At 63.5% G+C, this 23,224-nt stretch carries 15 protein-coding genes; 8 read left to right on the top strand and 7 right to left on the bottom strand.

All coding sequences use genetic code 11. The features are described from left to right. Positions 1-46 precede the first annotated feature (46 nt). The gene (locus tag OPV09_RS22805) at positions 47-2,707 is read right to left on the bottom strand and encodes a TonB-dependent receptor (protein ID WP_338679443.1); all 2,661 of its coding nucleotides are present in this window, start codon (positions 2,705-2,707) and stop codon (positions 47-49) included. A gap of 292 nt (positions 2,708-2,999) precedes the next feature. Between OPV09_RS22805 and OPV09_RS22800 the strand changes: the two genes are divergently transcribed. Beyond that, the gene (locus OPV09_RS22800) at positions 3,000-3,434 is read left to right on the top strand and encodes a hypothetical protein (RefSeq protein WP_219327535.1); all 435 of its coding nucleotides are present in this window, start codon (positions 3,000-3,002) and stop codon (positions 3,432-3,434) included. 58 nt (positions 3,435-3,492) lie between these two features. Here the strand turns inward: OPV09_RS22800 and cphA (OPV09_RS22795) are convergent, their stop codons facing one another. Both cphA (OPV09_RS22795) and cphA (OPV09_RS22790) read right to left on the bottom strand, forming a co-directional pair. Continuing rightward, positions 3,493-6,063, bottom strand: coding sequence for a cyanophycin synthetase (gene cphA, locus OPV09_RS22795; protein ID WP_338679442.1), 2,571 nt, complete (start codon positions 6,061-6,063; stop codon positions 3,493-3,495). Between the two features lie 81 nt (positions 6,064-6,144). Then, on the bottom strand, positions 6,145-8,322 hold the full coding sequence (gene cphA, locus OPV09_RS22790) for a cyanophycin synthetase (RefSeq protein WP_338679441.1): 2,178 nt from the start codon (positions 8,320-8,322) through the stop codon (positions 6,145-6,147). A 467-nt stretch (positions 8,323-8,789) separates the two neighbouring features. Here cphA (OPV09_RS22790) and OPV09_RS22785 point away from each other — a divergent pair, with 467 nt between their 5' ends. Together OPV09_RS22785 and OPV09_RS22780 are read left to right on the top strand one after the other, a co-directional pair. Beyond that, positions 8,790-11,060 (top strand): ABC transporter ATP-binding protein, encoded by a 2,271-nt coding sequence (locus tag OPV09_RS22785; protein WP_338679440.1) that lies wholly within the window; start codon positions 8,790-8,792, stop codon positions 11,058-11,060. Positions 11,061-11,062: 2 nt separating this feature from the next. Next, on the top strand, positions 11,063-11,533 hold the full coding sequence (locus tag OPV09_RS22780) for a DUF1854 domain-containing protein (RefSeq protein ID WP_034750645.1): 471 nt from the start codon (positions 11,063-11,065) through the stop codon (positions 11,531-11,533). A 133-nt stretch (positions 11,534-11,666) separates the two neighbouring features. Here the strand turns inward: OPV09_RS22780 and OPV09_RS22775 are convergent, their stop codons facing one another. Then, positions 11,667-14,192, bottom strand: a complete 2,526-nt coding sequence (locus tag OPV09_RS22775; RefSeq protein ID WP_338679439.1) for a TonB-dependent receptor — start codon at positions 14,190-14,192, stop codon at positions 11,667-11,669. Positions 14,193-14,604: 412 nt separating this feature from the next. Continuing rightward, positions 14,605-16,119 carry an AMP nucleosidase gene (locus tag OPV09_RS22770; protein ID WP_034750639.1) on the bottom strand — a complete coding sequence of 505 codons (1,515 nt, stop codon included), beginning with the start codon at positions 16,117-16,119 and terminating at the stop codon, positions 14,605-14,607. Between the two features lie 124 nt (positions 16,120-16,243). Between OPV09_RS22770 and OPV09_RS22765 the strand changes: the two genes are divergently transcribed. From OPV09_RS22765 to OPV09_RS22750, 4 genes are read left to right on the top strand one after another with little or no spacing between them, the layout of a single operon-like run. Next, positions 16,244-16,843, top strand: a complete 600-nt coding sequence (locus tag OPV09_RS22765) for a TetR/AcrR family transcriptional regulator (protein ID WP_099379113.1) — start codon at positions 16,244-16,246, stop codon at positions 16,841-16,843. Positions 16,844-16,860: 17 nt separating this feature from the next. Further along, positions 16,861-17,664 (top strand): type I methionyl aminopeptidase, encoded by an 804-nt coding sequence (map, locus tag OPV09_RS22760; RefSeq protein WP_051991081.1) that lies wholly within the window; start codon positions 16,861-16,863, stop codon positions 17,662-17,664. Positions 17,665-17,666: 2 nt separating this feature from the next. Next, complete coding sequence (locus OPV09_RS22755; RefSeq protein WP_338679438.1) at positions 17,667-18,191, top strand: hypothetical protein; 525 nt, start codon at positions 17,667-17,669, stop codon at positions 18,189-18,191. A 59-nt stretch (positions 18,192-18,250) separates the two neighbouring features. After that, entirely contained in the window at positions 18,251-18,904 is a 654-nt protein-coding gene (locus OPV09_RS22750; protein WP_072455217.1) for an FABP family protein, read from the top strand. On the opposite strand, the gene OPV09_RS22745 is transcribed toward OPV09_RS22750, so the two are convergent. Both OPV09_RS22745 and OPV09_RS22740 read right to left on the bottom strand, forming a co-directional pair. Beyond that, on the bottom strand, positions 18,901-21,369 hold the full coding sequence (locus OPV09_RS22745) for a hypothetical protein (protein WP_338679437.1): 2,469 nt from the start codon (positions 21,367-21,369) through the stop codon (positions 18,901-18,903). The genes OPV09_RS22750 and OPV09_RS22745 overlap by 4 nt on opposite strands. Positions 21,370-21,449: 80 nt before the next feature. After that, complete coding sequence (locus OPV09_RS22740) at positions 21,450-22,229, bottom strand: helix-turn-helix transcriptional regulator (protein WP_338679436.1); 780 nt, start codon at positions 22,227-22,229, stop codon at positions 21,450-21,452. A 101-nt stretch (positions 22,230-22,330) separates the two neighbouring features. On the opposite strand from OPV09_RS22740, the gene OPV09_RS22735 reads away from it, so the two are divergent. Then, positions 22,331-23,221, top strand: coding sequence for a DMT family transporter (locus OPV09_RS22735; RefSeq protein WP_338679435.1), 891 nt, complete (start codon positions 22,331-22,333; stop codon positions 23,219-23,221). Positions 23,222-23,224 lie beyond the last annotated feature (3 nt).

Genomic DNA, 23,224 nt, shown 5'->3' with positions numbered 1-23,224 from the left:
TCGCCGGCCGCAAAGCGCGCCGCGCAGCCGGTTTGGTCAGGGTCCATCACAAGCTCCAGCGTACTGATAAACCTACGACCTTGTCATAGCGTCGAACGTCGCGCACGTAGTCCGGCGTGTCGTGGTAGTCGCGATAGGTCGAGTCGAGCAGGTTGTTCGCGTCCAGGGTCACCGTGGTGTTCGGGTTGAGCTTGTACGACACCGACGCGTCCAGGGTCTTGGTGGGCGCCACGGTCAGGTGGATGCCCTTGCCGCGGTAGTTGTAGTCGTCGACGTATTTGTCGCGCCAGCTGTAGGCCAGGCGTGCCGACCACGGTCCCTGCTCGTACAGGCCGACGATATTGGCCGACCACTTCGACATGCCCGTGAATGGATGCACGCTGCCATTCAATTCTTCCAGCTCGCCCGTCATGTAGGTGGCGTTCGCCTGCAGGCCCAGGCCGCTCATCCAGCCGGGCAGCTTGTCGTAGAACTGCTGGTACGCCATTTCCAGGCCTTGCAGATGGCCCTTCGAGGTGTTGCGCGGACGCGTGATGTCGTACTCGATGCCGCCATACGTTTCCTTGGCCGAACCGGACAGGATGTAGTTCTTGAAGTTGTGGCGGAACACGGTGGCCGTGACGGAACCCGTCTGCGCGAAATACCATTCCAGCGCCACGTCGAGGTTCTTGCCTTCCACGGGTTTCAGGTCGGGATTGCCGCCGCTGCCCGTCGGGCGCACCATCTCCAGGCTCTGGCCCAGGCTCACGCCAGGGTTGAAGTCGGCGAAGTTCGGGCGCTGTACTGCCTTGCCTGCCGTCATGCGGGCGACCAGGTCCTGGCGCAGCATGGCTTTCAAGGTCATGCTGGGCAGCACGTCCGTATCCGAGGTTTTTACGCGCACGGGCGTGATGATGCCGTTTTGCGAGGAATTGCCTTGCAAGTCCTGCTTGGTCTGCACCACGCGCACGCCCAAGGTGCCGTCGACCGGTACCTGCGCCAGGTCAAAGCCGATGCGCGCCTTGCCGTAGACGGCATTGGTTTTTTCCACATCCTTGTAGTGGGTCATCGGATCGTCGGGGCTGCGTTCGCTGCTGCCCGTAAACAGCTGGCGCAGCGCGGCCGTGTTGTTGAGCATGAAGTCGCGGCACGGCGTGAGCCAGCTTTGCAGGCCGAAGTTGCCCGTGTTGTCGTGCGAGGCGCACGCCAGGCCGGGGATCGCGTCCGCAGTCATGATCGACGCCAGCCCGCCCTGGCCATTTTTTTCGCGGATCGATTCGGCTTTGCGCTTGGCCAGGCGCACGCCGCCCGAAAATTCGCGGAAGAAGCCCGTGCTGTCCATGTCGTAGGTGACGTCGCCGCGCCAGTCGGTCGAGCTGCCTTCGTCGTGGCTGTGATTGTCGTAGAAGCCGAGCAAGGTGTAGTTCTTCGGATCCAGCATGTTGTAGCCGGGGTAGCTGATCTGCGCTCCGCCGTTCACGTTCGTGCTGCCGATCACGCTGGTCGGATGGGCGAGGAAGTCGAGGATGGGGAATTCGCGTTCGAAGTTGCTGACCGTGCGCGCCAGTTCCGTCGTGGCGCGCAGCTGCGGCGTGATGTCCCAGCGCGCGCCGATGGCGCCTTGCGAACCGATCGAGCGGTCGCGCCGCGCCTGGGTCGAGCCCAGGGTGAACGGCGACCATGGGCCGTCGATCTTGCCCACCGTGGCCGCCTGATTGGTGCCGGGGATCAGGGTGATGTCCGGGTTCTGGCCCCACGGCAGCGAACCGACGAAGAACTGGCTGTCGAAAGCGTGCTTGATCAGGGTCGACATGCCTTCCGCATACACTTCCACCTGCGAGTTCGGGCGCCACTGGAAGGCGGCGTTGGCCGCGTAGCGCTTGCGGTCGCCCACGGTCGGGATCATGCCGACGGAATCGGGGCCCGTGATGTTGCCCGCTTCCGGGCGCTTGACGGGTTCGGCGTTCCAGATCGTCTCGTCATAGTATCTGCCGCGCTGGTAGGACAGGCCGAGCAGGGCGCCGAATTCGCCGTATTGGGTCTTCCAGCGGTTCGAGACCATGCCGCTGACGTTCGGGTCCGTCGAGCCGGACTTGTCGCGGTGTTCGGCGCGCACGTTGCCCGATGCCGTAAAGCCCTTGAAGTCGAACGGGCGGTTGGTGCGCACGTCGATCACGCCGGCCGTGCCGCCTTCGACCATGTCGGCGCCCTGCGATTTATAGACGTCCACGCGCTGCAGCATGGCCGTCGGAATATCGGCCAGGTACAGGCTGCGGCCCACGGAGGTGAACATTTCGCGGCCGTTGAGCAAGGTCACCACGCCGGGCAAGCCGCGGATGATGACGGTACCGGCTTCGCCGCCTTCGCGGCGGACCTGCACGCCCGTCACGCGGCCGAGGATTTCAGCCACGTTCTTGTCGGGGAATTTGCCGATTTCATCGGCGACGATGGAGTCGACCACCTGGTCGCTGTTTTTCTTGATCGTCTGTGCGCTTTGCGCCGCCCTGCGCACACCGGTGACGGCGACGACGGCGATGCCGCCATTGTCGGCTGGCGCCGCTGCCGGTGCTGCTTCTGCCACTGGTGTTTCCACGGCGGGCGCCTGCTGCGCCCAGACGGAAGCGCTGCTCAGCAGGCCTGCGCCGGCCAGGGCGGCCACCGTCGCCTTCAAGGTCAAGCGTGTATTTTGTCGGGGCGTGCGGGTGCCCGTTGCCATCAATTGCATCATCTTGTCTCCACCTGTATTTTAGTTATGTTGAGAACGCTGCGGCAGTCGCCGCCAGAGCTGGAACTGGCTCAGGAAGCATGGTAGGGGCGAATGACTTTGCGCCACAAATGACTTCTTTTGCGATGTCCATATCAATTCCGGTATCCCTGCCGCATTCATGCACCTGCCGGCCTTGCCCGCTCTCCACACGTGGCGAAAATAGTTTTGTATTTTTTGCCGGTGGCGGCGTTGAGGTAGCGATGCAGCGGCACCAGATGGGGCGTCGCCATCCCACTCAATGAAAGGAAGCACCATGTTGGCATCCACTATCACCGAACCGTTGCTGCGGCACTTGCAAGCGGACGGATATCAGGCGCAGATCGACAGCGATGGCGATATCGTCTTCCGTTTCGAAGGCATGGGCTATGTCCTGTGCTTTGACGCCGATGACGCGCAATTTGGGAAACTGCTGTTGCCGAATGTGTGGACCATCGATACGCCGGAAGAGTTGCTGCGCGTGCGTGCCGCGCTCGATGAAGTCAACCGCCGCATCAAGCTGGTGAAAGGCCATGTGCAGCGCGGTCAGGTATGGTTCTGCATCGAGATGCTGCTGCTCGAGCATCAGCACTGGACGCATTTCCTCGCGCGTGCCACCCGCGCCATCGCGCATGCGGCGACGCTGTTTGCCAGCGAGATGCGGGCCGGCGCGCTGGCTGCGCAGGCGATCGGGAAAGCCGGCGCCGACTGAGGCGCAGGGATGAAAAAGGGCGGCCCGCAGGCCGCCCTCGTATGCCGTCAGGCTGCGCTTAGGCTTCGGCGACGCGCTTGGCGATGTGCGCCAGCGCTTCTTCCACCTGGTCGATCAGGATCAGGCACAGATCGCCTTCGCCGAGGCGCGCCAGGGCCTTGTCGATGGCGACGAATTCGCCGTTGATTTCATCGATATGGCTGGTGCGCTTGGCGCCGTTCAAACCCTGGCGCAGTAATGCCACGACTTCGCCGTCGGCGCGGCCGCGCTGGCATTGATCCTGGTACAGCAGCACGTCGTCGAAGGCGGCGCCGAGGATTTCCGTCTGCTGGCGGATGTCTTCGTCGCGGCGGTCGCCGGCGCCGCTGATGACCACCGAGCGGCGCTTGGCCGGCATGCTTTCCACGGCCTGCACCAGCGCCAGGATGGCGTCCGGATTGTGGCCGTAGTCGGCGATCAGGGTGGCGCCCTTGTAGTCGAACACGTTGAAGCGGCCTGGCGCATTGTCGGCCTCATTCGCAAAGGTTTTCAGGCCCAGCGCGATGGTTTTCCAGTCCAGGCCCACGGCCCAGGCGGCGGCCAGCGACGCCATGACGTTGTCGACCTGGAAGCCGATGGCGCCGTTGCGCGTGATCGGCACCTGCGACAGGGGGATTTCGTGGCGCTCCTTGCCTTGCGCCGCGACCAGCTTGCCGTCCTCCACGTACACGACGCGGTTGCCCTGCGCGCGGTGCGTGGCCATCACGGGGTGCGTCTTGTCGGCGGCGAAGAAGGTCACCGTGCCGCTGCAATTCTTGGCCATGCGGGCCACGGCCGGGTCGGTGGCGTTCAGTACGGCCACGCCGCTGTCGGCCACGTTTTGCACGATCACGCGCTTCAGGACCGCGAGGTCTTCCACGGTGGTGATGTAGTTCAGGCCCAGGTGGTCGCCCGCGCCGATGTTGGTCACCACGGCGACCTGGCAGCGGTCGAAGGCGAGGCCTTCGCGCAGCATGCCGCCGCGCGCCGTTTCAAACACGGCCGCGTCGACGTCCGGATGCAGCAGCACGTTGCGCGCGCTGCGCGGGCCGCTGCAGTCGCCGCTGTCGATCTGGCGTCCTTCGATGTACACGCCATCAGTGTTGGTCATGCCCGTGCGCAGGCCGGAAGCCGTCAGCAGGTGGGCGATCAGGCGCACGGTGGTGGTCTTGCCGTTGGTGCCGGTAACGGCAACGACGGGAATGCGGCCATCGTCGCCCTCGGCGAACATGGCGGCGATGATGGCTTCGCCGACTGGGCGCGGCTTGCCGAACGACGGCGCCAGATGCATGCGCAGGCCGGGGGCGGCGTTCACTTCGACGATGCCGGCGTTCTGCTCTTCCAGCGGTTTCAGAATGCTGTCGGAGACGACGTCCACGCCGCAGATATCGAGGCCCACCATGTGCGCGGCCGCGACGGCGCGCGCCGCCACTTCCGGATGCACGTCGACGGTGACGTCGGTGGCCGAGCCGCCTGTTGACAGGTTGGCGTTATTGCGCAGGATGACGCGCTTGCCGACCGGCGGCACGGAGTCGGCCACATAGCCCTGCTTGGCCAGGCTGGCCAGGGCGATGTCGTCGAAGCGGATCTTCGTCAGCGAGGTGGCATGGCCGCTGCCGCGGCGCGGGTCCAGGTTGACCTGGTCGACCAGTTCGCGCACCGTATGCTGGCCGTCGCCCACCACTTGCGGCGGGTCGCGGCGGGCCGCCGCCACCATCTTGTTGCCGATGACGAGCAAGCGGAAATCGTGGCCCGGCAGATAGCGCTCGACGAGGATATCGTCGCGGAATTCCTGCGCCGCGAGGAAGCCGGCCGTCAGCTGTTCGCGCGTGGTGACGTTGACGGTGACGCCCTTGCCCTGGTTGCCATCCTTCGGCTTCACGACGACGGGCAGGCCGATCTCGCAAGCGGCGGCCCAGGCATCGTCCGCATCGATGGCGACGCGGCCTTGCGGCACGGGCACGCCGGCCGAGTCCAGCAGCTTCTTGGTCAGTTCCTTGTCTTGCGCGATGGCTTCGGCGATGGCGCTGGTGCCGTCCATTTCGGCGGCCTGGATCTTGCGCTGCTTGCTGCCCCAGCCGAACGTCACGAGGCTGCCTTCGGTCAGGCGGCGGAACGGGATGTTGCGCGCCACGGCGGCGTTGACGATGGCGCCCGTCGATGGACCGAGGCGCACGTCTTCATCGAGTTCCTGCAACTGGTGCAGGGCGCCGGCCAGGTCGAATGGAGCATCGTCGAGCGCGGCCTGGCACAGCTGCTGCGCCAGTTCCAGCGCCAGGCGGCCGACGGCTTCTTCCGAATATTCGACGACGACCTGGAAGATGCCCGTTTCCAGTGTCGGCGTGGTGCGGCTGAAGGTGACGGGGCAGCCGGCTTGCGCCTGCAGGCCCAGCGCCGCCAGTTCCAGCACCTGCGCCATCGGCGCGGCGTTGTAGTTGCCCAGCGGTTGCAGCGGGCTCAGTTGCGGAAAGAGTGCGCGCAGGCGGGCTTCGAAGCCGGGCAGCTGGGCGATGTCGAGTTCCTCCGTGGTGCAGGAAACAATGGCTTCCACGGCGGTGTCGTGGCTCCAGAGGTTAGGGCCCCGCAAGGCCCGTACGCGAGATACTTCCATAATTAAACCGTAATCCTGTTGTGTTCTTGTGGGCCCGGCCTTCCTGGCCGGGCTTGAGTGCTGCTTTGCCTTAGTTGCCGATTAGTTGCCGATGCAGCCAGGGGCCGCGTCAAACGTGCGCAATCCTGCGCAAATCAGGTCGACGGGCAGGTTCAGGGCCCAGGCGGCGGCTGCGACGGCCAGCACGCTGTCGACATTGCCGGCCGTGGCCGGTTTCAGCAAGTCCAGGCACAGCAGGACCGTTTCGATGCCGCCTTCGGCCAGCACGATGTGGTTGCCGCGCACGAACACGGCGCGCTGGCCGGCGGCCAGTTGCGCCGCGATGGCTGGCAAGCCGCCATCCTGCGCATACAGGGTCACGGTGCCGTCGCACAGTTCGGCCAGTTCCAGCACGTGCGCGTTGGCGGCGTTGAGCACGGCCACGCCCGTCGGCACCACCACGTCGACCTGGCTGCGCACGGCCTTGTACAGCCCCGCTTCGTCCAGCACGTCGAAATCCTTGACGCTATCGAGGCTGCCCATGTCCGTGACGACGCCGATCTGGCACTTGTCGTAGGCCAGGCCTTCGGCCAGGATCATGCGCGGATTGCTCTCGAACAGGGCCGTCTGCACGGTGCGGTTGAGCAGCAGGCGCTGGCCCGCGTCCCAGTTCACGCAATCGCTGCTGACGACACGGCGCTGGTCCAGGTACATGCCTTCGCTGCAGACGGCGCCCGTGTGCAGGCCCGACAGGTTGAGCAGCTTGCACAGCATGCGCACGATCAGGCTGGCGCCGCGCGTGCCCGTCACGCCGATCAGCGGAATGCGGCCCGTTTCCTCGGGCGCGAACAGGTGGTCGACGATGGCCGCGCCGACAGGGCGGGGCTGGCCCACGCCCGGCTTGATGTGCGCCAGCAAGCCAGGGCTGGCATTGACTTCGATGATGGCGCCGCGCTGTTCTTCCAGCGGACGCGTGATGTCGGTGGTGACCAGGTCGATGCCGGCGATATCGAGGCCGACCACGCGCGCGGCCAGCAGGGCCGCATGCACGACGGACGGGTGCACGTCATCCGTGACGTCGATGGCCACGTTGCCGTTCGGCTGGATCAGCACTTTTTGGCCGGCCTGCGGCACGGACAGGGCGGTCATGCCCTGGCGCTGCAGTTCAAGCACGATTTCGCCCGACTCGTGCGGCTTGACGGTGCCCAATGGGAAATCTTCGCCTTCGCCGCGGCGCGGGTCGGTATTGATCTGCGTGTTCACCAGTTCCAGCACGGTCGAGACGCCGTCGCCGTCGACCCACAGCGACTCGCCCTTGGCGGCCGCGATCAGCTTGTTGCCGACGACGAGCAAACGGTGTTCGTCGCCCGTGATGAAGCTTTCCACCAGCACGGCCGAGCTGTCGCCCTTGCGCGCGGCCAGCTCGTAGGCGGCCTTCACGTCGCTTTCCGTCATCAGGTTCAGCGAGACGCCGCGGCCATGGTTGCCGTCATACGGCTTGACGACGACGGGCACGCCGATGTCCTGCGCTTCTTCCCAGGCAGCTTCGGCGCTGCGCACCAGGCTGCCTTCAGGGACGCGCACGCCGCACGATTTGAGCAGGAATTTGGTCAGATCCTTGTCGCTGGCGATGCCTTCGGCGATCGCGCTGGTGCGGTCCGTTTCGGCCGTCCAGATGCGGCGCTGCGCGGCGCCGTGGCCCAGTTGCACCAGGTTGCCGTCGTTCAGGCGCAGCGAAGGGATGCGGCGCTCGGTGGCCGCATCGACGATGCTGGCCGTGCTCGGACCCAGGCAGCGCGAGTCGACCATGTCGCGCAGCGGCGCCAGCGCCGCTTCCAGGTCATAGGCTTCATCGTTGATGGCGGCCATCAGCAGTGTGCGCGCGGCGGCCAGGGCGGCGCGGCCCACGTGCTCTTCGCGCGTGCGGAAGGCCATCTTGTAGACGCCGCGCTGGCTGGTCGAGCGCGTCTGGCCGAAGCCCGTGCGCATGCCTGCCAGGTTTTGCAGCTCCAGCACCACGTGCTCGAGGATGTGGGCCGCCCACGTGCCTTCGCGCAGGCGCTCGAAAAAGCCGCCCCGTTCGCCCACGCCGCAGCGGTGCTCGATCATGCCGGGCAGCCACGCCACCAGGCGTTCGTACAGGCCGGCCAGGGTATTGGATGGATAGTCTTCCAGTTCGCCGATGTCGACCCAGGCTTCAATCACCGGGCGGTAAGTCCAGATGTTGGGGCCGCGCAAGTGGGTGACGCGGGCAAATTCGATGTTCTTCTTCTTGATCATGTAAGTGGTTTCTTGATAACAAGCCAGGCGTCTGGGCGCCAGATACTTTATGTTGGCTCTACAGAGTCTTTTCAGGCTCGTGCTTGGTTCTTTATCCCGGGTATGCGCAGTGTGCCACTTTTAGCGGCCTCTTGTCGCGTTTGCTGCCCTTATTCTGCTGGTGTTGTCATTCTAATTGTTACTAATTGTTGCCATACTTGTTATAAAGATACCGACTCTGCTTAAAGCTGGAGCATTTGCGCAACAGCGGGCTGTTGTATACTTGTTCCCGTACGACGGACGCTGATTTTTTTGCGCCGTTTTGCCATCATTCCTTACCGGCAGGCATCCATTCGATACAATACAGGAAATTGCCACTGGTGCATCCACCTCGCCATCGCGCAGTACACAAACATTGATCGGGCGTCTGCCCCATCCCCCAAATCCCGCCCTGAAGGGCTTGGCCTCGAGCCGGAGTATGCTTTACGATGACAACTGAACTGAGTGTTCCTGCAACAACTATTCCCCTCACGTCGCTGCCGGAACACTGGCTGGCGGAAGTGGAGAGCAACCTTTCTCCAGGGGAGAACGTTTTAAGTAGCGTTGAGGTTGACCTCGATGCGCGATTACGTTTCACAAAAGGCATAATAGTTGTCACCGAGAAGCGTTTGCTGGCCCGTTCGCCGGGCGATACCACCTGGAAAAGTTGGTCTTTCCGCCACGGATTGCGCCTGACGCACCACGACCACGCCGGCGTCGGCCACCTGGAACTGTTCGACGACCACGGCCGCCTGGCGTCGTGGCGCTTTACCCTGGGCCAGAACCTGCATGCGATCCGCGTGCTGGAACAGTTCATCGAGCGCCTCGACAGCCACCTGACGGGCCAGCCCGTGCTGGAAGCGGAGCAGGAAGTGTGCCCCAGCTGCAAGGCGCCTTTGGAGCCGGAACAGGAAGAATGCCCGATCTGCGCCAAGGTGCTGCACACGCCGCCATCGACCTGGACCCTGTTCCGCCTGTGGCGCTTCGCCCATCCCTACCGTGGCCAGCTGGCCCTGGGCTTCATGCTGATGCTGCTGAGCACGGCCGCGCACATGATTCCACCGTATCTGACGGCGCCGCTGATGGACAATGTGCTAATCCCGTATCAAAACGGCAGGCATATCGACCCGTGGCTGGTCGTGTATTACATGAGCGGCTTGCTCGGTTCGGCCCTGCTGGCCTGGCTGCTGGGCTGGGGCAAGACCTATGTGCTGGCCCTGGTGTCCGAACGCATGGGCGCCGACTTGCGCTCGGCCACGTATGAACACCTGATGAAACTGTCGCTGGAATTTTTCGGCGGCAAGCGCACGGGCGACCTGATGGCGCGCATCGGCAGCGGCAGCGACCGTATCTGTGTCTTCCTGTCGCTGCATTTGCTCGATTTCGCTTCCGACGTGCTGATGATCATCATGACGGGCGTCATTTTGTGGTCGATGAACCCATGGCTGGCCATCATGACCCTGGCGCCGCTGCCCTTCATCGCCTGGATGATCCACCTGGTGCGCGACCGCTTGCGCACGGGCTTTGAAAAGATCGACCGCGTATGGAGCGAAGTGACCAACGTGCTGGCCGATACGATTCCCGGCATCCGCGTCGTGAAAGCGTTTGCGCAGGAAAAACGCGAAGCGGCCCGCTTCCGCGACGCCAACGCGCACAACCTGGCTGTCAACGACAAATTGAACAAGGTCTGGTCGCTGTTCTCGCCGACGGTCTCCTTCCTGACGGAGATGGGTTTGCTGGTCATCTGGTGCTTCGGCATCTGGCAACTGTCGCGCGGCGAAATCACCGTCGGCGTGCTGACCGCCTTCATCGCCTACAGCACGCGTTTCTATGGCCGCCTCGACTCGATGAGCCGCATCGTCTCCGTGACGCAGAAATCGGCGTCGGCCGCCAAGCGCATCTTCGACATCCTCGACCACGTGTCGAGCGTGCCGGAACCGGCGCAGCCCGTGAAACTGGACAAGATCGAAGGCAGGATCGACCTGCGCGAAGTCGGTTTCCGCTATGGCAACCGGGCCGTCAACCGCGGCATCACCCTGAACATCAAGGCGGGCGAGATGATCGGCCTGGTGGGCCACAGCGGCTCGGGCAAGAGCACCCTGGTCAACCTGATCTGCCGTTTCTACGACGTGTCGGAAGGCGCGATTCTGCTCGACGGCGTCGACATCCGCTCGTTCGCCGTGTCCGACTACCGCCGCAATATCGGCCTGGTGCTGCAGGAGCCGTTCCTGTTCTTCGGCACCATCGCGGAAAATATCGCCTACGGCAAGCCGCACGCGACGCGCCAGGACATCATCGCCGCCGCGCGCGCCGCGCATGCGCACGAATTCATCCTGCGCCTGCCGCAAGGCTACGATTCGATGGTGGGCGAGCGTGGCCAGGGCTTGTCCGGCGGCGAACGCCAGCGCATCTCGATCGCCCGCGCCCTGCTGATCGACCCGCGCATCCTGATCATGGATGAAGCGACATCGTCGGTCGACTCGGAAACGGAAAAAGAGATTCAAAAGGCGCTCGATAACCTGGTGCAGGGCCGCACGACGATCGCCATCGCGCACAGGCTGTCGACCTTGCACCGCGCCGACCGCCTGGTGGTGCTGGACCGCGGCCAGGTCGTCGAAGTGGGCAGTCACGATGAACTGATGGCGAAAGAGGGCGCCTATTTCCGCCTCTACGAAGCACAGGCGCGCAACAACGAACTCGCGCTCGACGACAAGGAATAAGCATGGCCAGTACAACTTTTACATTAAGCCGCGACACCTTCGGCAAGCTGGTGATGACGGACGCGGACGGCCAGGTCTTTGAAGGCGTGGCGCCCGTGCGCGCCTTCCCCATCCAGTCGCCCGACGAAGGCATTTCGCTGGTGCTGGGCAATGGCAAGGAAGTGGCATGGATCGACCGCCTCGACGCCTTGCCGGAACCGGCGCGCAGCCTGCTGCAGGAAGAGCTGGAAGGACGCGAATTCATGCCCGAGATCGCGCGCGTGAAAAGCGTGAGCAGCTTCGCCACGCCGTGCACGTGGTACGTGGACACGGACCGGGGCGAGACGCAGTTCGTGCTGAAAGGCGAGGAAGACATCCGCCGCATCGGCGCCACGTCGCTCTTGATCGCCGACAATCACGGCATCCACTTTTTGATACGCGACATGTTCAATATCGACAAGACGACGCGCAAGATACTCGACCGTTTCCTGTAAGCGTTGGACTTGCCTGAAAACCGCTGCCTGCAGCGGTTTTTTTTCGTCTGCCGGGCATGAAAAAGCCGCACAGGAGTGCGGCTTTCGTGGGTAGCACCGGCAGCCATTTCAGGCCGCCGGGGATGGTGCTGCATTACATGAACTTGTAGCCTGCGCCGATGTAGAAGTAACGGCCGCGCACGTTGTACAGCTGGGCAAAGCCCAGGGTGCCATACTGGTTGCTGGCACCCGTCGCGCTAAATGGTGGCATCTTGTCGAACAGGTTCTTGATACCGGCCGTGAAGGTCAGGTTTTGCATCGCCACGTACTGGCCCGTCAGATCCACTTCCGTGTGCGAAGGAATCGTGCGGGTGCCCGGCTTGATTTCGTCGCGGCGCAAGGGCGAGTCGATCATGTCGCCCGTCGTGCGGATGACCAGGGAACCGGACATATTGTCCTTTTCCAGGCTGGCAGTGAACGTGTTGCGGTACTTCGGATTCATGAACGTCTTCAGCGTGCTTTGCACCGGATCGGTTTCCGTATCCTGCGTTTCCATGCGGGTGTAGATGGTGGACGCATTGCGGATCGTGAACTTGCCGAACATCGTTTGCGGCGACGTGTAGCGCAAGTCCGTATCGAAACCCTGCACTTCGGTCGTGGCCAGGTTCTGGTTGTTCAGCAGGATGCGCGCGTCGCCATTTTTGATTTCCACGTTGCCGCGCTCGATTGCCTTCAGTTCCGACAGGGTGCCGATCTCGTTCTTCTTGTTGATCTTGAAGTAGTCGATGCTGACCGTCAGCGAGTTCACTGGCGAGAACACCATGCCCAGGTTGTAGGTCTTGCCCGTTTCAGGTTTCAAGTCCTTGTTGGAACCGGAGACCTCGTAGTAGGAGAAGTTGGTGCAATTGCCGGCGATCGAAGGGAAGGCTTTGCAGATATCAGTATCGTTGGTCGTGTAGGCGCCCGCATCGACGCCGCCAAACATCTGTTTCAACGATGGCGCCAGGTAGCTCCCCGCATACGAACCACGGAACATCAGGTTGTTCAGCGGTTGGTAGCGCAATGCCAGTTTCGGGCTGGTTTTGCTGCCGACATTTGAGATATCGTCATAGCGCACGGCCACTTGCGCTTCGACGTTTTTCAGGAAGGGAATCGACAGTTCGCCGAAGATGCCCTTGGAATTGCGGTCCGCCTTCACGGCAGCCTGCTGGATGCTGCCGAAGACCAGGTTATCGATTTGGTTCTGGTCGGGCTGGTCGCTCAGCGTTTCCTTGTTGTAGGACACGCCGACGGCGTAAGCCATCGCGCCGCCTGCCAGGTCCATGATCGGCGCCGATGCCTTGGCATTGAAGAAGGTCAGTTCCGACTTGCCGGCGCGCGTAGGCGTGAGACGGATCTTGTCGACGGCGGCCTGCGGGTTGTCGGTGCGGGTCGGGTCGATCGTGCCATTGGCGATCGCTTCGTTGAACAGATCCGACTGCGCATAGTTCGAATCGCGGTTGGTGGCCTTGCTCACGCCCTTGCCGATGGCGACGTCCCAGTCGATGCCGCGCGTCGTGCCTTCCAGGCCCGTCGAGAACTGGGTCATCGTACCCTTGCGGTTGGTCTGGCGCGGGCCCATTTGCATGAAGCGGCCGGCAACGATCTTGCCATTGGACACGAAGTTGCCAGGCGCAGGCTGGGACGAGAAGTCGTCCTTGCTTTCGGAATAGGTAAATTCCGCGAACGCGCGAATGCTGTCGCTGATTTTCAGGCTGCCGATCAGCATGCCGCTGGCGCGGTCGGCGCCGTTGGTCGAGGTCAGCAAGGTCTTGTTGACGTCGAAACGGCAGGAACCGGCGCTCAAATCGCCCGGTGGACAAGGCACGAGGGTGCCGCCGCCGGCAATGTTGCCGCTAGGATGGAAGCCGCTGCGGCCATCCGGACCGCCAAAGCGGCGGAAGTCGGCCGAACTGGTCAGGTCGCGGTCCTTGCGGTAGATCGGATCGCGCTTGAACACGTCGACCGTGGCCAGCACGTTGAAGCCCTGGGTGTCATAGTTGCCAAAACCGTACACGAGGTTGGCCGTCTTTTCCTTGGCGTCCGAACGCGAGCTTTGGCCGTAGCTGGTTTTCGCTTCCAGGCCTTGGTAGTTCTTTTTGGTGATGAAGTTCATCACGCCGGCAACGGCATCGGCGCCATAAATGGCCGAACCGCCGTCCTTCAGGATTTCAATGCGTTCCAGCGCGCTCAGCGGGATGGCGTTGACGTCAACCGCGGCGCCCGCGCCCGAACCGTCAGCCAGCGCATTGGTCGGCAGGCGGCGGCCATTCAACAGGATCAGCACGTTGCGTTCGCTCAAGCCGCGCATCTTGATGTTGGTGGTGCCGGAACCGGAAGGCGAGCTGGCGCTCAGTTCGCCCTGGTCATTGATGTCGATGGAAGCCAGGTTCCGCACCAGTTCAGCGACGCTGGTGGCGCCCGTGCGCTCGATATCTTTCTTGCTGTAGATTTCCACCGGTGCGGCCGTTTCGGCATCCACGCGCTTGATGGCGGAACCGGTGACGACCACACGCTGCACTTTTTCCTCGCCAGCCTTGGCTTCCTGCGCCTGGACGGCCTGGTGCATGAAACCTGCGCTCATGACCAAAGTGCCGGCAAACATCATGCGCAAGGATTTGCTCAATTTCTTTTCAATCATTGTCCATCCTCCAACTAGGAAACTTTAGTTTCCTTAGGGTTTTATGTAGCTATTTGAAAGTATTTTCAAAATGACTATGTTTACAAATTTAGTATTTTAAATTTGCAATTCATCAGACCATTTTTTGATCTTGACTGTCAAGAACTGCCGGGTATTTGTTCAGGTGCATGGCACGAGGCAGAATGAAGGTGGATGAATTTTATTTGTGGCAAGCAGGAAAGTATTAAATTTCAATTGTTAAATAAATTAAATTTGAAATTATGTTCAATTATCATTGAAAGTTTGGTCTTTGCTGATCGCCTGTCTAGACAGCTGTGGTTTTTTTGTGACAATGTCGGGGGTGAACAAGGTGGGCAGCAGGACAAAAAAAAGCCGCCCGGCAAGGGCGGCTGGCGGTTGGGAAAGGCACTTATTACTGAAACGCTACTTCCGCAAAGCTGCGCAATTTCCGGCTGTGCAGCCTGTCCACGCCCTGGCGGCGCAGCAGTTCCACGGCACGGATGCCGATGCGCAGATGCTGGTCGACGCGCTCGCGGTAGAAGTGATTGGCCATGCCGGGCAGCTTGATTTCGCCGTGCAGCGGCTTGTCGCTCACGCACAGCAGGGTGCCGTAGGGGACGCGGAAACGGAAGCCGTTGGCGGCGATCGTCGCGCTCTCCATGTCCAGCGCGATGGCGCGGCTCTGGCTGAAACGGCGCTCCGGCGTGCGCTGCGGCAGCAATTCCCAGTTGCGGTTGTCCGTGCTGGCCACGGTTCCCGTGCGCATGATGTGTTTCAGGTCATGCCCCGTCAGCTGGGTGATTTCCGCCACGGCCGTTTGCAGCGCCTGCTGGATTTCCGCCAGCGGCGGGATCGGCACCCACAGCGGCAAGTCTTCGTCGAGCACGTGGTCTTCGCGTACATACGCATGCGCCAGCACGTAGTCGCCCAGGCTTTGCGTGGTGCGCAAGCCGGCGCAATGACCGAGCATCAGCCAGGCGTGCGGGCGCAGCACGGCGATATGGTCGGTGATGGTCTTCGCATTGGCGGGACCCACGCCGATATTGACCATGGTGATGCCGCTGCCGTCCGCGCGCAGTAAATGGTAGGCGGGCATCTGCGGCAGGCGCGGCGGCGCGGCGCCCAGCGCATCCTCGCTTTCGACCGTCTGGCCGACCCGGCGCGTGACCACGTTGCCCGGTTCGACAAAGGCGATGTAGCCGTCGTCGTCCGATGGCGCGGCCGCATCGGGTGCGCGGTCCATCATGGCGTGGCCCAGGCGGATGAATTCGTCGATGTAGAACTGGTAATTGGTGAACAGGACGAAGTTCTGGAAGTGCTGCGGCGACGTGCCGCTGTAGTGGCGCAAGCGCTGCAGCGAATAATCGACGCGCGGTCCCGTGAACAGCGACAGCGGCTGCGCTTCGCCATGCGCCGGTTCGTGCGTGCCGTTGGCGATGCCGTCGTCCATGGCCGACAGGTCGGGCAGGTCGAACAGGTCGCGCATGGCCAGGCGGCGGCCCGCATCCATATTGCCTTCGATATGGTCATGCTCGGCGAACGAGAAATGCACGGGGATGGGCTGGGCGCTCACGCCCACTTCCAGGTGCACCTTCTGGCCGCTGTTATGGTTTTTCAGCAGCAGGGTGAACTGGTCCAGGTAGTAATCGCCGAACAGGTCGGGGCGCGTCAAGGTGGTTTCAAACACGCCGGGGCCGGCGACAAAACCGTAGGCCAGCGGCGAGTCGGCGCGCGCCACGGTGTCCGTCTGGATGCGCACGAAGGGGTAGCAGGCACGCACACGTTCGTGCATGTCTTCGCCGGCGACAAAGCGCTGCAGCGCATCGCGCAAGTGTTCGATGCTGCTGCGGTAAATGGCTTGCACCTGTTCCAGCGCCAGGCGTGGATCGTCGAAGCGGGAGGAGGCGATGAAGGGGGGCGTAAGCAAGCGGATTCTCCTTGTGGCGGTTCGTGCATACCATTGTAAGGCAGCAGGGCCAGTCGTGTTGCCGCTCGTGTGGGTCCATGGTTGGGTGCTTGACGAATTCAAATAGAATCTGTATTCTATTTGAATGGTCAGACTAGCTAAATTCAACGAAAACAACTTCATCGACAGCGCGATCGCCGTCGCCGCCCAGTGCGGCGTGGGCGCCGTCTCGATGGCCGCCATCGCCGTCAAGGCCGGCGCGCCCATCGGCTCCGTGTATCACCGCTTCGATTCGCGCAACGCCATCCTGGCGCGCGCGTGGCTGCGCGTAAAAAGCGACTTCCGCGAGGAAGTGGCCAGCCGCTGGCTCGGCGGCGACACCTGGGCCGGCGTGCATGGCTTGCTGGACTGGTGCCGGCGCAAGCCCGTGTATGCGCGCTTCCTGCTGCAATGCGCGGACAGCCCCGATTTCAGCAGTGGCCTCAGCGAGGAATTGCTGGCCGCCGTTGAGGAGGAGCAGGCCGCGCTCGACGCCTGCTTTGTCCGCTGCGCCGAAGCCATGCCCGCCACCACGGAACTGGACCTCGATCACATGCTGCTCAAATTCGTGCTGATCGATGCGCCCGTGGCCGTCGTCAAACCTTACCTGACCCAGGAGCGGCCGATACCGGCCAGCGTCGACGCCATGCTGCGCGCCTCGCACGACGCCGTGCGCGGCTGGGCCGCCCATACCACCTCACACTAACAAAGAAAAGAATCCCCATGCGCTATTCCACCCAGCTTGAACACGGCAAGAAAATCCCGCTGCACGACGAAGAAGGTTTCATCGGCATGCGCGCGGCCGGCCGCATCGCCGCCGACACGCTCGACTACATCGCGCCTTTCGTGAAGCCGGGCGTCTCGACGGCCAAACTCGACGCCCTGTGCGAAGAATTCATGCGCGCGGCCGGCGCCATCCCCGGCACCATCGACTACCACGGCTACAAGCACGCCAGCTGCATCTCCGTCAATAACGTGGTCACGCACGGCATCCCGTCCGAGACCAAGATCCTCAAAGTGGGCGACATCCTCAACATCGACGTGACGCCAAAGTTCAACGGCTGGTTCGGCGACACCAGCCGCACCTTCAAGGTGGGCGCCGTCTCCATCCTGGCCAACCGCCTCGTCAACACGGCGTATGACGCCATGATGGCCGGCATCCACACCGTGCGCCCCGGAGCGACTCTCGGCGACGTGGGCGCCGCCATCGAAGCGGTAGCCAAGGCGCAGGGCTTTTCCTCCGTGCGCGACTTCTGCGGCCATGGCGTGGGCCAGGTCTTCCACGACACGCCGCAAGTGCTGCATTACGGCCGCGCCGGCACGGGCATCGTGCTGGAACCGGGCATGATCTTCACGATCGAACCGATGCTCAACGTGGGCAGCTACCAGGTCAAGGTCTTGCCCGACAAATGGACGACGGTGACGAAGGACCGCTCGCTGTCGGCGCAGTTCGAGCACTCGCTGGCCGTCACGGAAACGGGCTTTGAAATCTTTACCCTGACCGGTTCGACCGAGCCGCTGGTGTAAGCATGGATGACGCGCGCCGGCAGCAGCTTACCGATATCGTCGCCGCGAAAGCCGGCGTGGATGTCGCTTGCGCGGCGCGCCACCTGGCGCTGCATGACGACGACGTGGCGGCCGCCCTGCGCGGCATCGACGCCGAACGTTATACGCTGACGCAGCGCCTGCTGAACAAATACCGGCGCGATCCGGAAGACGCGCTGCAGCACGTGGCGCTGGCCGTGCTGCAGCAGGAAGGCATCGGCAGCGACAGCGTGCTGCGCGCGGAGCGCATCGCGGCCCTGGCGCCGCCCGTCGCCGGCATGGTGATGCTGGCCGAGTGGCTGGCTTATGTGGACTGGGAAGGCTACGACAGCGCCCTGTACGCGAATATCGACGCGGTGGCGGCGTTCATCACCGGCGCACTGTACCTGCCCGAGGTGGCCGCCAATCTGCTGCAAACGCGCGACGAAACGGTGTTCGAAGCGCAGCGCTCCGCGCTGGCAGCTGCCGCCCTGCTGTTCATCGAACGCCACATCGCGCTCTTTCCCTGAGAGTGCCCTGCGTCTTACAATGGCGGCAAGCACTGTTGCCCCATTTTGAAGACTTCCGCATGAGCGATTTTCCCGAAGATATCTACACCGAGCCGTCCGCCGACGTGCACACCCTGAACAACCTGGGCCCCTTGACGGGCATGGCCGGCATCTGGACGGGCACGCGCGGCCTGGACGTCAAGCCGAAAGCGGATGGCCCGCGCAAGCAGGCCTTCGTCGAGCGCATCGAACTGCAGCCGATCGACCCCGTCACCAACGGCCCGCAACTGTTCTACGGCTTGCGCTACTACATCCACATCACCAAGCCGGATCAAGTCAAGACGTATCATGAGCAGGTCGGCTACTGGCTGTGGGAGCCGGCCACGGGCGCCGTGATCCAGACCTTGGCCATTCCGCGCGGCCAGATCGCCATGGCGTCCGGCACGACGACGGCGGACGCCACCAGTTTCGAACTGGTGGCCAAGCGCGATTCGACGGCGTACGGCATCTGTTCGAACCCCTTCCTCGAACACGCATTCACCACCGTCGAATATCGGATCAAGGTTGATATCCACGCCGATGGCACGTGGGGCTACGACGAGGACACGGTCATGCTCATCCGCGGCAAGGACGAACCGTTCCACCACACTGACCGCAACCTGCTGACGAAAATCGCCGAGCCGACGCCGAACCCGATGGCCTTGCAGGCCCTGGCGGCGGTCGCTGCCGCTTAGGGTTTGCCCTGGGCCACAGCTTTGATGGCCCGTTCTTCTCCCATGGCGGCCGCGATCTTCCAGCGCTGCATGGCGCTGGCGCGGTCGGGGCGTTTCAGTCCCGCTCCTTCCCAGTCCATCAGTCCCAGATTGTAGATGTCGCCCGCGCTGCCCTTGTCGGCGGCGAGGGTGAACCATTTGCGCGCTTCCTTGTGGTTGACGGGAATCTGGTAGCCGCGCACGTGGTACAGGCCCAATAAGTGCATGGCTTGCGCATTGCCCTTGTTCGCGGCCTGTTTCAGCAAGTCGAGGCCGCGCGCCCTGTTGCGCGGTTCCTGCCAGCCTTCGGCCAGCATCACGCCTTTCGCCGCCAGCGCATAGCTGTCGTTTTTCACGAGGCCCTTGCCGATCAGGGGCTTGGCGGCCACCTGGCGTGCTTCGCGCTGCTGCGCCGTTGGCGCCGTGATGGGGCCCGGCTTGCCTTCGCCCATCAGCAGCATCCAGCCATACAGGCCATACGCGCCGGCGTCGCCCTTGCCGACCAGGCTTTCCAGCATGGCCAGCGCCTGAACCTTGTCGCCATTTTCGTACAGCTTGACGGCCTTGGCGCTGCTCGCATCTGCCGGCACAACGGCTGGCGCATGGGGCGCGATGGGCGCCGACGCGATGGCCGTTTGCGGCGGTGGAGCCGCCGGGCGCACACGCACGGGCAAGCCATAGCTGGCGGCCAGCACGGCCACGCTCGCGGGCGCGAGGATCAGCACTTGCGCCAGCTGGTTGCGGCGGCCCTTGCCGGCGATGCCCATGGCCCGTTCGGCTTGCCGCTCGCCGCCCAGCGCTTCGCTCAGCACGGCTTTCACCTTGCGGTTGAACAGCCAGTAGCCGGCGCCCGTGACGAGCAGGCCGGCGACGGCGGCGGCCCCGCGTCCGGCGAAGAACCAGGTGGCGATGGCGGCGGCCAGCGCGGCCAGCGCGCCTTTCCACCAGAATTGTTTGGCCAGCCGCGTGTAGACCTGGCGCAGGGCGCCGAGCACGCAGGTGCGCACATTGTTGGCATAGTCGGCGGAGACGACATCGACGTGCGCGTGGTCCGCGTCGCCGCTGAGGACGGACTCGATCACGTCCGCATTCAGTTCCGAGGCGGCCACGTCGCGCAGCGGCGTCAGCAAACCTTGCACGTGGGCCGAGAACAGGCCGTCGTCGGCGCTGCCGGCCAGCGCGTCGCTGAGCGCCTTGAGGTCGCCGCGCAGCAGCTTTTCCACGATGTCGTCCAGGGTCAGCCAGCGCAAGTCCGTGCCGTACGCCACCAGGTGGTGCTTTTCCGCGTTGCACGATGCATCGAGGCGCACGATGCGCAGCTTGGCCGCATACAGGGCGTCGACTTCCTGCGGCTGGTCTTCATTGTAAATGCTCACTTTCGCCAGGGCCAGGCTGCTGGCAATGGCTGCCAGTGAGTGCACGCTCTCCTTGTCGCGGATGCGGCGCGCGTCATCGGGTGCCTGCTTGGGCAGGCTGACGCTGTAGCCGGGCGTCACATGCACGTCGACCCAGGCCGCCTTGCCCACCTTGCCGGAACCGTCGCACGGGTTGCAGCGCAAGTCGCCCACGCCGCTGCAGGTGCGGCACGTGACCTTGCCGCTGGCGCGGCAGGTGCCGCAATTGATGTTGCCGGAACCGTGGCAAGTGTTGCAGCTGACCTTGCCGTAGCTGCAATGGTAGCAAGAGCGGTATTCGGTGCGGTACTGGGGCCGCGTCTCGCTATGGTAACTGGTGTGCGAGCTGCCGTTGCTGTAGGTGGTAGTGGGCACTTGCACCGTGATGTAGTCGGTGACTTGCTCGGACACGGTGCCGCTGCCGCTGCAATACGAGCACGACACCTTGCCGCTGCCGTAGCAGCCATACGCGTCGCAGCTGACGGTGCGCCCGCCGTGGCAGTTCCAGCATGTTTCCGTCGTCGCGCCGTAGCAGGTGTGGCAGTTGATGCGGCCGCTGCCGGTGCAGTTGCTGCAGGTATCGAGGTGCCAGTACTTGACGGCGTGCGGCAGGTAGACGCCCGCCTCGACGCCGTTGTAGGCCTGGCCTGGCTGGCGCAAGGCATTGTCGAGCTTGCCCGCCGCGCGGCGCAGCCGTTCCTTCTCCTGCGCGTGAGCGAGCGCTCCCACCTCGTGCAGGTCACCCTGGCAGCGGCAGTCATTGCCCGCTGGCGTGAAATAGCCATTGATGACGCGCTGCTCGAAGCGCGCCTCGAGCGCGTAGTTCGCTTGCAGCGAAAACTCCTGCAGTACGTCTTCCTCGTCCAGCGGCGTGATGTCGTGCGGTTCGAAACGCGTCTTGTCCTGCACCAGGGTGCGCAGCTTGCCCAGCACCGTCGGTATCTCTTCCTTGTCGAGCTTGAGGGGCGCTGGCGCCGTCACGGCCGTTGCTGATGCCTGGGGCATGTCCTCGTTGCCTTGGGTATCGGTGGCCGTCTCGGTGCTGGGGTTCATGCGCGTCCTTTTGCTCTCTGGAAAGATGTTTGAATTTTAGCATCCCCATATGACAAAGCGGATAGCGCCGGTCCGCTTTTTCAGCGCAGGCCGCGGCGGAACTGGTCGGGCGTGCCGCCGCTTTGCCGGCGAAACATAGCGATGAAAGCGGAAGCCGTGCTGTAGCCCAGTTCCAGCGCGATCGCCTGCACGGTGTCTCCTTGTTCCAGCAGGGGCAGGGCGGCCAGGAAGCGCTGGCGCTGGCGCCATTCGCCGAACGGCATGCCCAGTTCGCGCTGGCAGCGGCGCGCCAAGGTGCGCTCCGTGACGTGCAGTTGCGCGGCCCACTCGGCCAGTGAGCGGTTACTGCCAGGCTTCGCCTGCAGGGCCGCCAGCAGCGCCGCAATGACGGGCTCGTCGCTGCCAGGCAGATAGTTGCGGCTGCACGGCGCCAGCTGCAGCTGGTCGACCAGCACCTGCGCCAGGCGCTGGTCGGCTTCGGTGGCCGGCGTGGTGACATGGCGTTCGGCAAAGTCGCCGAGGATGGCCTTGAGCAGGGGGCTCATGACCAGCGCGCACGGCTGGGCCGGCAACTGCGCGCACAGGCTGGCGTCGATGTAGGCCGAGTGAAACACGACATCCTGGCGGATATAGCCGTCGTGCAAGGTCTCGGGCGGTATCCACACGGCGTACTGGGGCGGCGACAGGTAGCGCTGGCCCGCGACCATGATTTCCATCACGCCCGTGGAGCAATATGTGAGCTGGCCCCACGGATGGCTCTGGTAATCGAATTGCTGGTGCGCGCGGTAATCGTCGAGGCGGAAATACACGGGATAGGGCAGGGCGTCGGAAACGGCGGGGAAATGCTGGTTGCTGGCCATGGTGTCTTTGTCCTGTTCTTCGCATCGATTGTCCGCTATGCATTATATCCATGGAATCGGACCATGCGAAAATGGTGGTCCTGAATACTGGAGTCCGCAACATGCAAGTGAAGCACTATCTGTTACCCGTGATCGCCGTGCTGATCTGGGGCATCAATACCATCGTCAGCAAGATGGCCGTCGGCGTGATCGATCCGGCCGCCATCTCGTTCTACCGCTGGTTGCTGGCCGGCGTGCTGCTGGCGCTCGTGTTTGCCCGTCCCGTATGGAAGCAGCGGGCCGTGGTGCGACCGTATCTGGGCAAACTGTTTGTGCTGGGTATGTTGGGCATGGTCATGTACCAGTGCCTCGCCTACATCGCCGCGCAAACGACGACGGCCACCAATATGGGCATCCTGGCATCGATGATGCCGCTGCTGGCCGTGGGCTTGTCCGTGCTGCTGCTCGGTGAGGCGCCCACCGTGGGCGGCGTGTTTGGCGGCCTCGTGTCGCTGCTGGGACTCGCTTACCTGCTCAGCCATGGCAATCCGGCCGCCCTGCTGGCCCATGGCGCGGCCGTGGGCGACGCGCTGATGCTGCTGGCCTGCCTGTCGTACGCGGGCTATGGCGTGCTGCTCAAGCGCTGGAAGATTCCCCTGAATAACTGGCATTCGCTGCTGATCCAGGTGTGGTGCGCCGTGCCCGTGCTGTTCGTGTACTACCTGAGCCAGTCCGCGCCGCCCGTCACCGGTGCCGGTTTGCCGCTGGTGCTGTTTGCCGGCATCCCCGCCTCCATCATCGCACCGTTTTTGTGGATGCATGGCCTGGCCAAGCTGGGGCCTAGCCGCGCGACGACCTTGATGAATCTGCTGCCCGTGTTCACGGTGATCATCGCCATGCTGTTCCTCGGTGAAACCTTGCACAGCTACGATGTGATCGGTGGCGGCGTGACCCTGCTGGGCGTGGTGATGGTGCAGTATCTGAAACGTCCGCTGCGCCGTGCACCGGCATAGTTT

This window comes from Janthinobacterium sp. TB1-E2, assembly GCF_036885605.1.
In the GTDB taxonomy this organism is placed as follows: Bacteria; Pseudomonadota; Gammaproteobacteria; order Burkholderiales; family Burkholderiaceae_D; genus Janthinobacterium; species Janthinobacterium aestuarii.
Note: the sequence above shows the minus strand (reverse complement) of the source record. Positions and strands in the feature narration are given on the sequence as shown.

Bases quoted from the DNA above. Each gene is read 5' to 3' on its own strand.
- OPV09_RS22805 (WP_338679443.1), bottom strand. From the start codon at position 2,707: ATGATGCAATTGATGGCAACGGGCACCCGCACGCCCCGACAAAATACA.
- OPV09_RS22800 (WP_219327535.1), top strand. From the start codon at position 3,000: ATGTTGGCATCCACTATCACCGAACCGTTGCTGCGGCACTTGCAAGCG.
- cphA (WP_338679442.1), bottom strand. From the start codon at position 6,063: ATGGAAGTATCTCGCGTACGGGCCTTGCGGGGCCCTAACCTCTGGAGC.
- cphA (WP_338679441.1), bottom strand. From the start codon at position 8,322: ATGATCAAGAAGAAGAACATCGAATTTGCCCGCGTCACCCACTTGCGC.
- OPV09_RS22785 (WP_338679440.1), top strand. From the start codon at position 8,790: ATGACAACTGAACTGAGTGTTCCTGCAACAACTATTCCCCTCACGTCG.
- OPV09_RS22780 (WP_034750645.1), top strand. From the start codon at position 11,063: ATGGCCAGTACAACTTTTACATTAAGCCGCGACACCTTCGGCAAGCTG.
- OPV09_RS22775 (WP_338679439.1), bottom strand. From the start codon at position 14,192: ATGATTGAAAAGAAATTGAGCAAATCCTTGCGCATGATGTTTGCCGGC.
- OPV09_RS22765 (WP_099379113.1), top strand. From the start codon at position 16,244: ATGGTCAGACTAGCTAAATTCAACGAAAACAACTTCATCGACAGCGCG.
- map (WP_051991081.1), top strand. From the start codon at position 16,861: ATGCGCTATTCCACCCAGCTTGAACACGGCAAGAAAATCCCGCTGCAC.
- OPV09_RS22755 (WP_338679438.1), top strand. From the start codon at position 17,667: ATGGATGACGCGCGCCGGCAGCAGCTTACCGATATCGTCGCCGCGAAA.
- OPV09_RS22750 (WP_072455217.1), top strand. From the start codon at position 18,251: ATGAGCGATTTTCCCGAAGATATCTACACCGAGCCGTCCGCCGACGTG.
- OPV09_RS22745 (WP_338679437.1), bottom strand. From the start codon at position 21,369: ATGAACCCCAGCACCGAGACGGCCACCGATACCCAAGGCAACGAGGAC.
- OPV09_RS22740 (WP_338679436.1), bottom strand. From the start codon at position 22,229: ATGGCCAGCAACCAGCATTTCCCCGCCGTTTCCGACGCCCTGCCCTAT.
- OPV09_RS22735 (WP_338679435.1), top strand. From the start codon at position 22,331: ATGCAAGTGAAGCACTATCTGTTACCCGTGATCGCCGTGCTGATCTGG.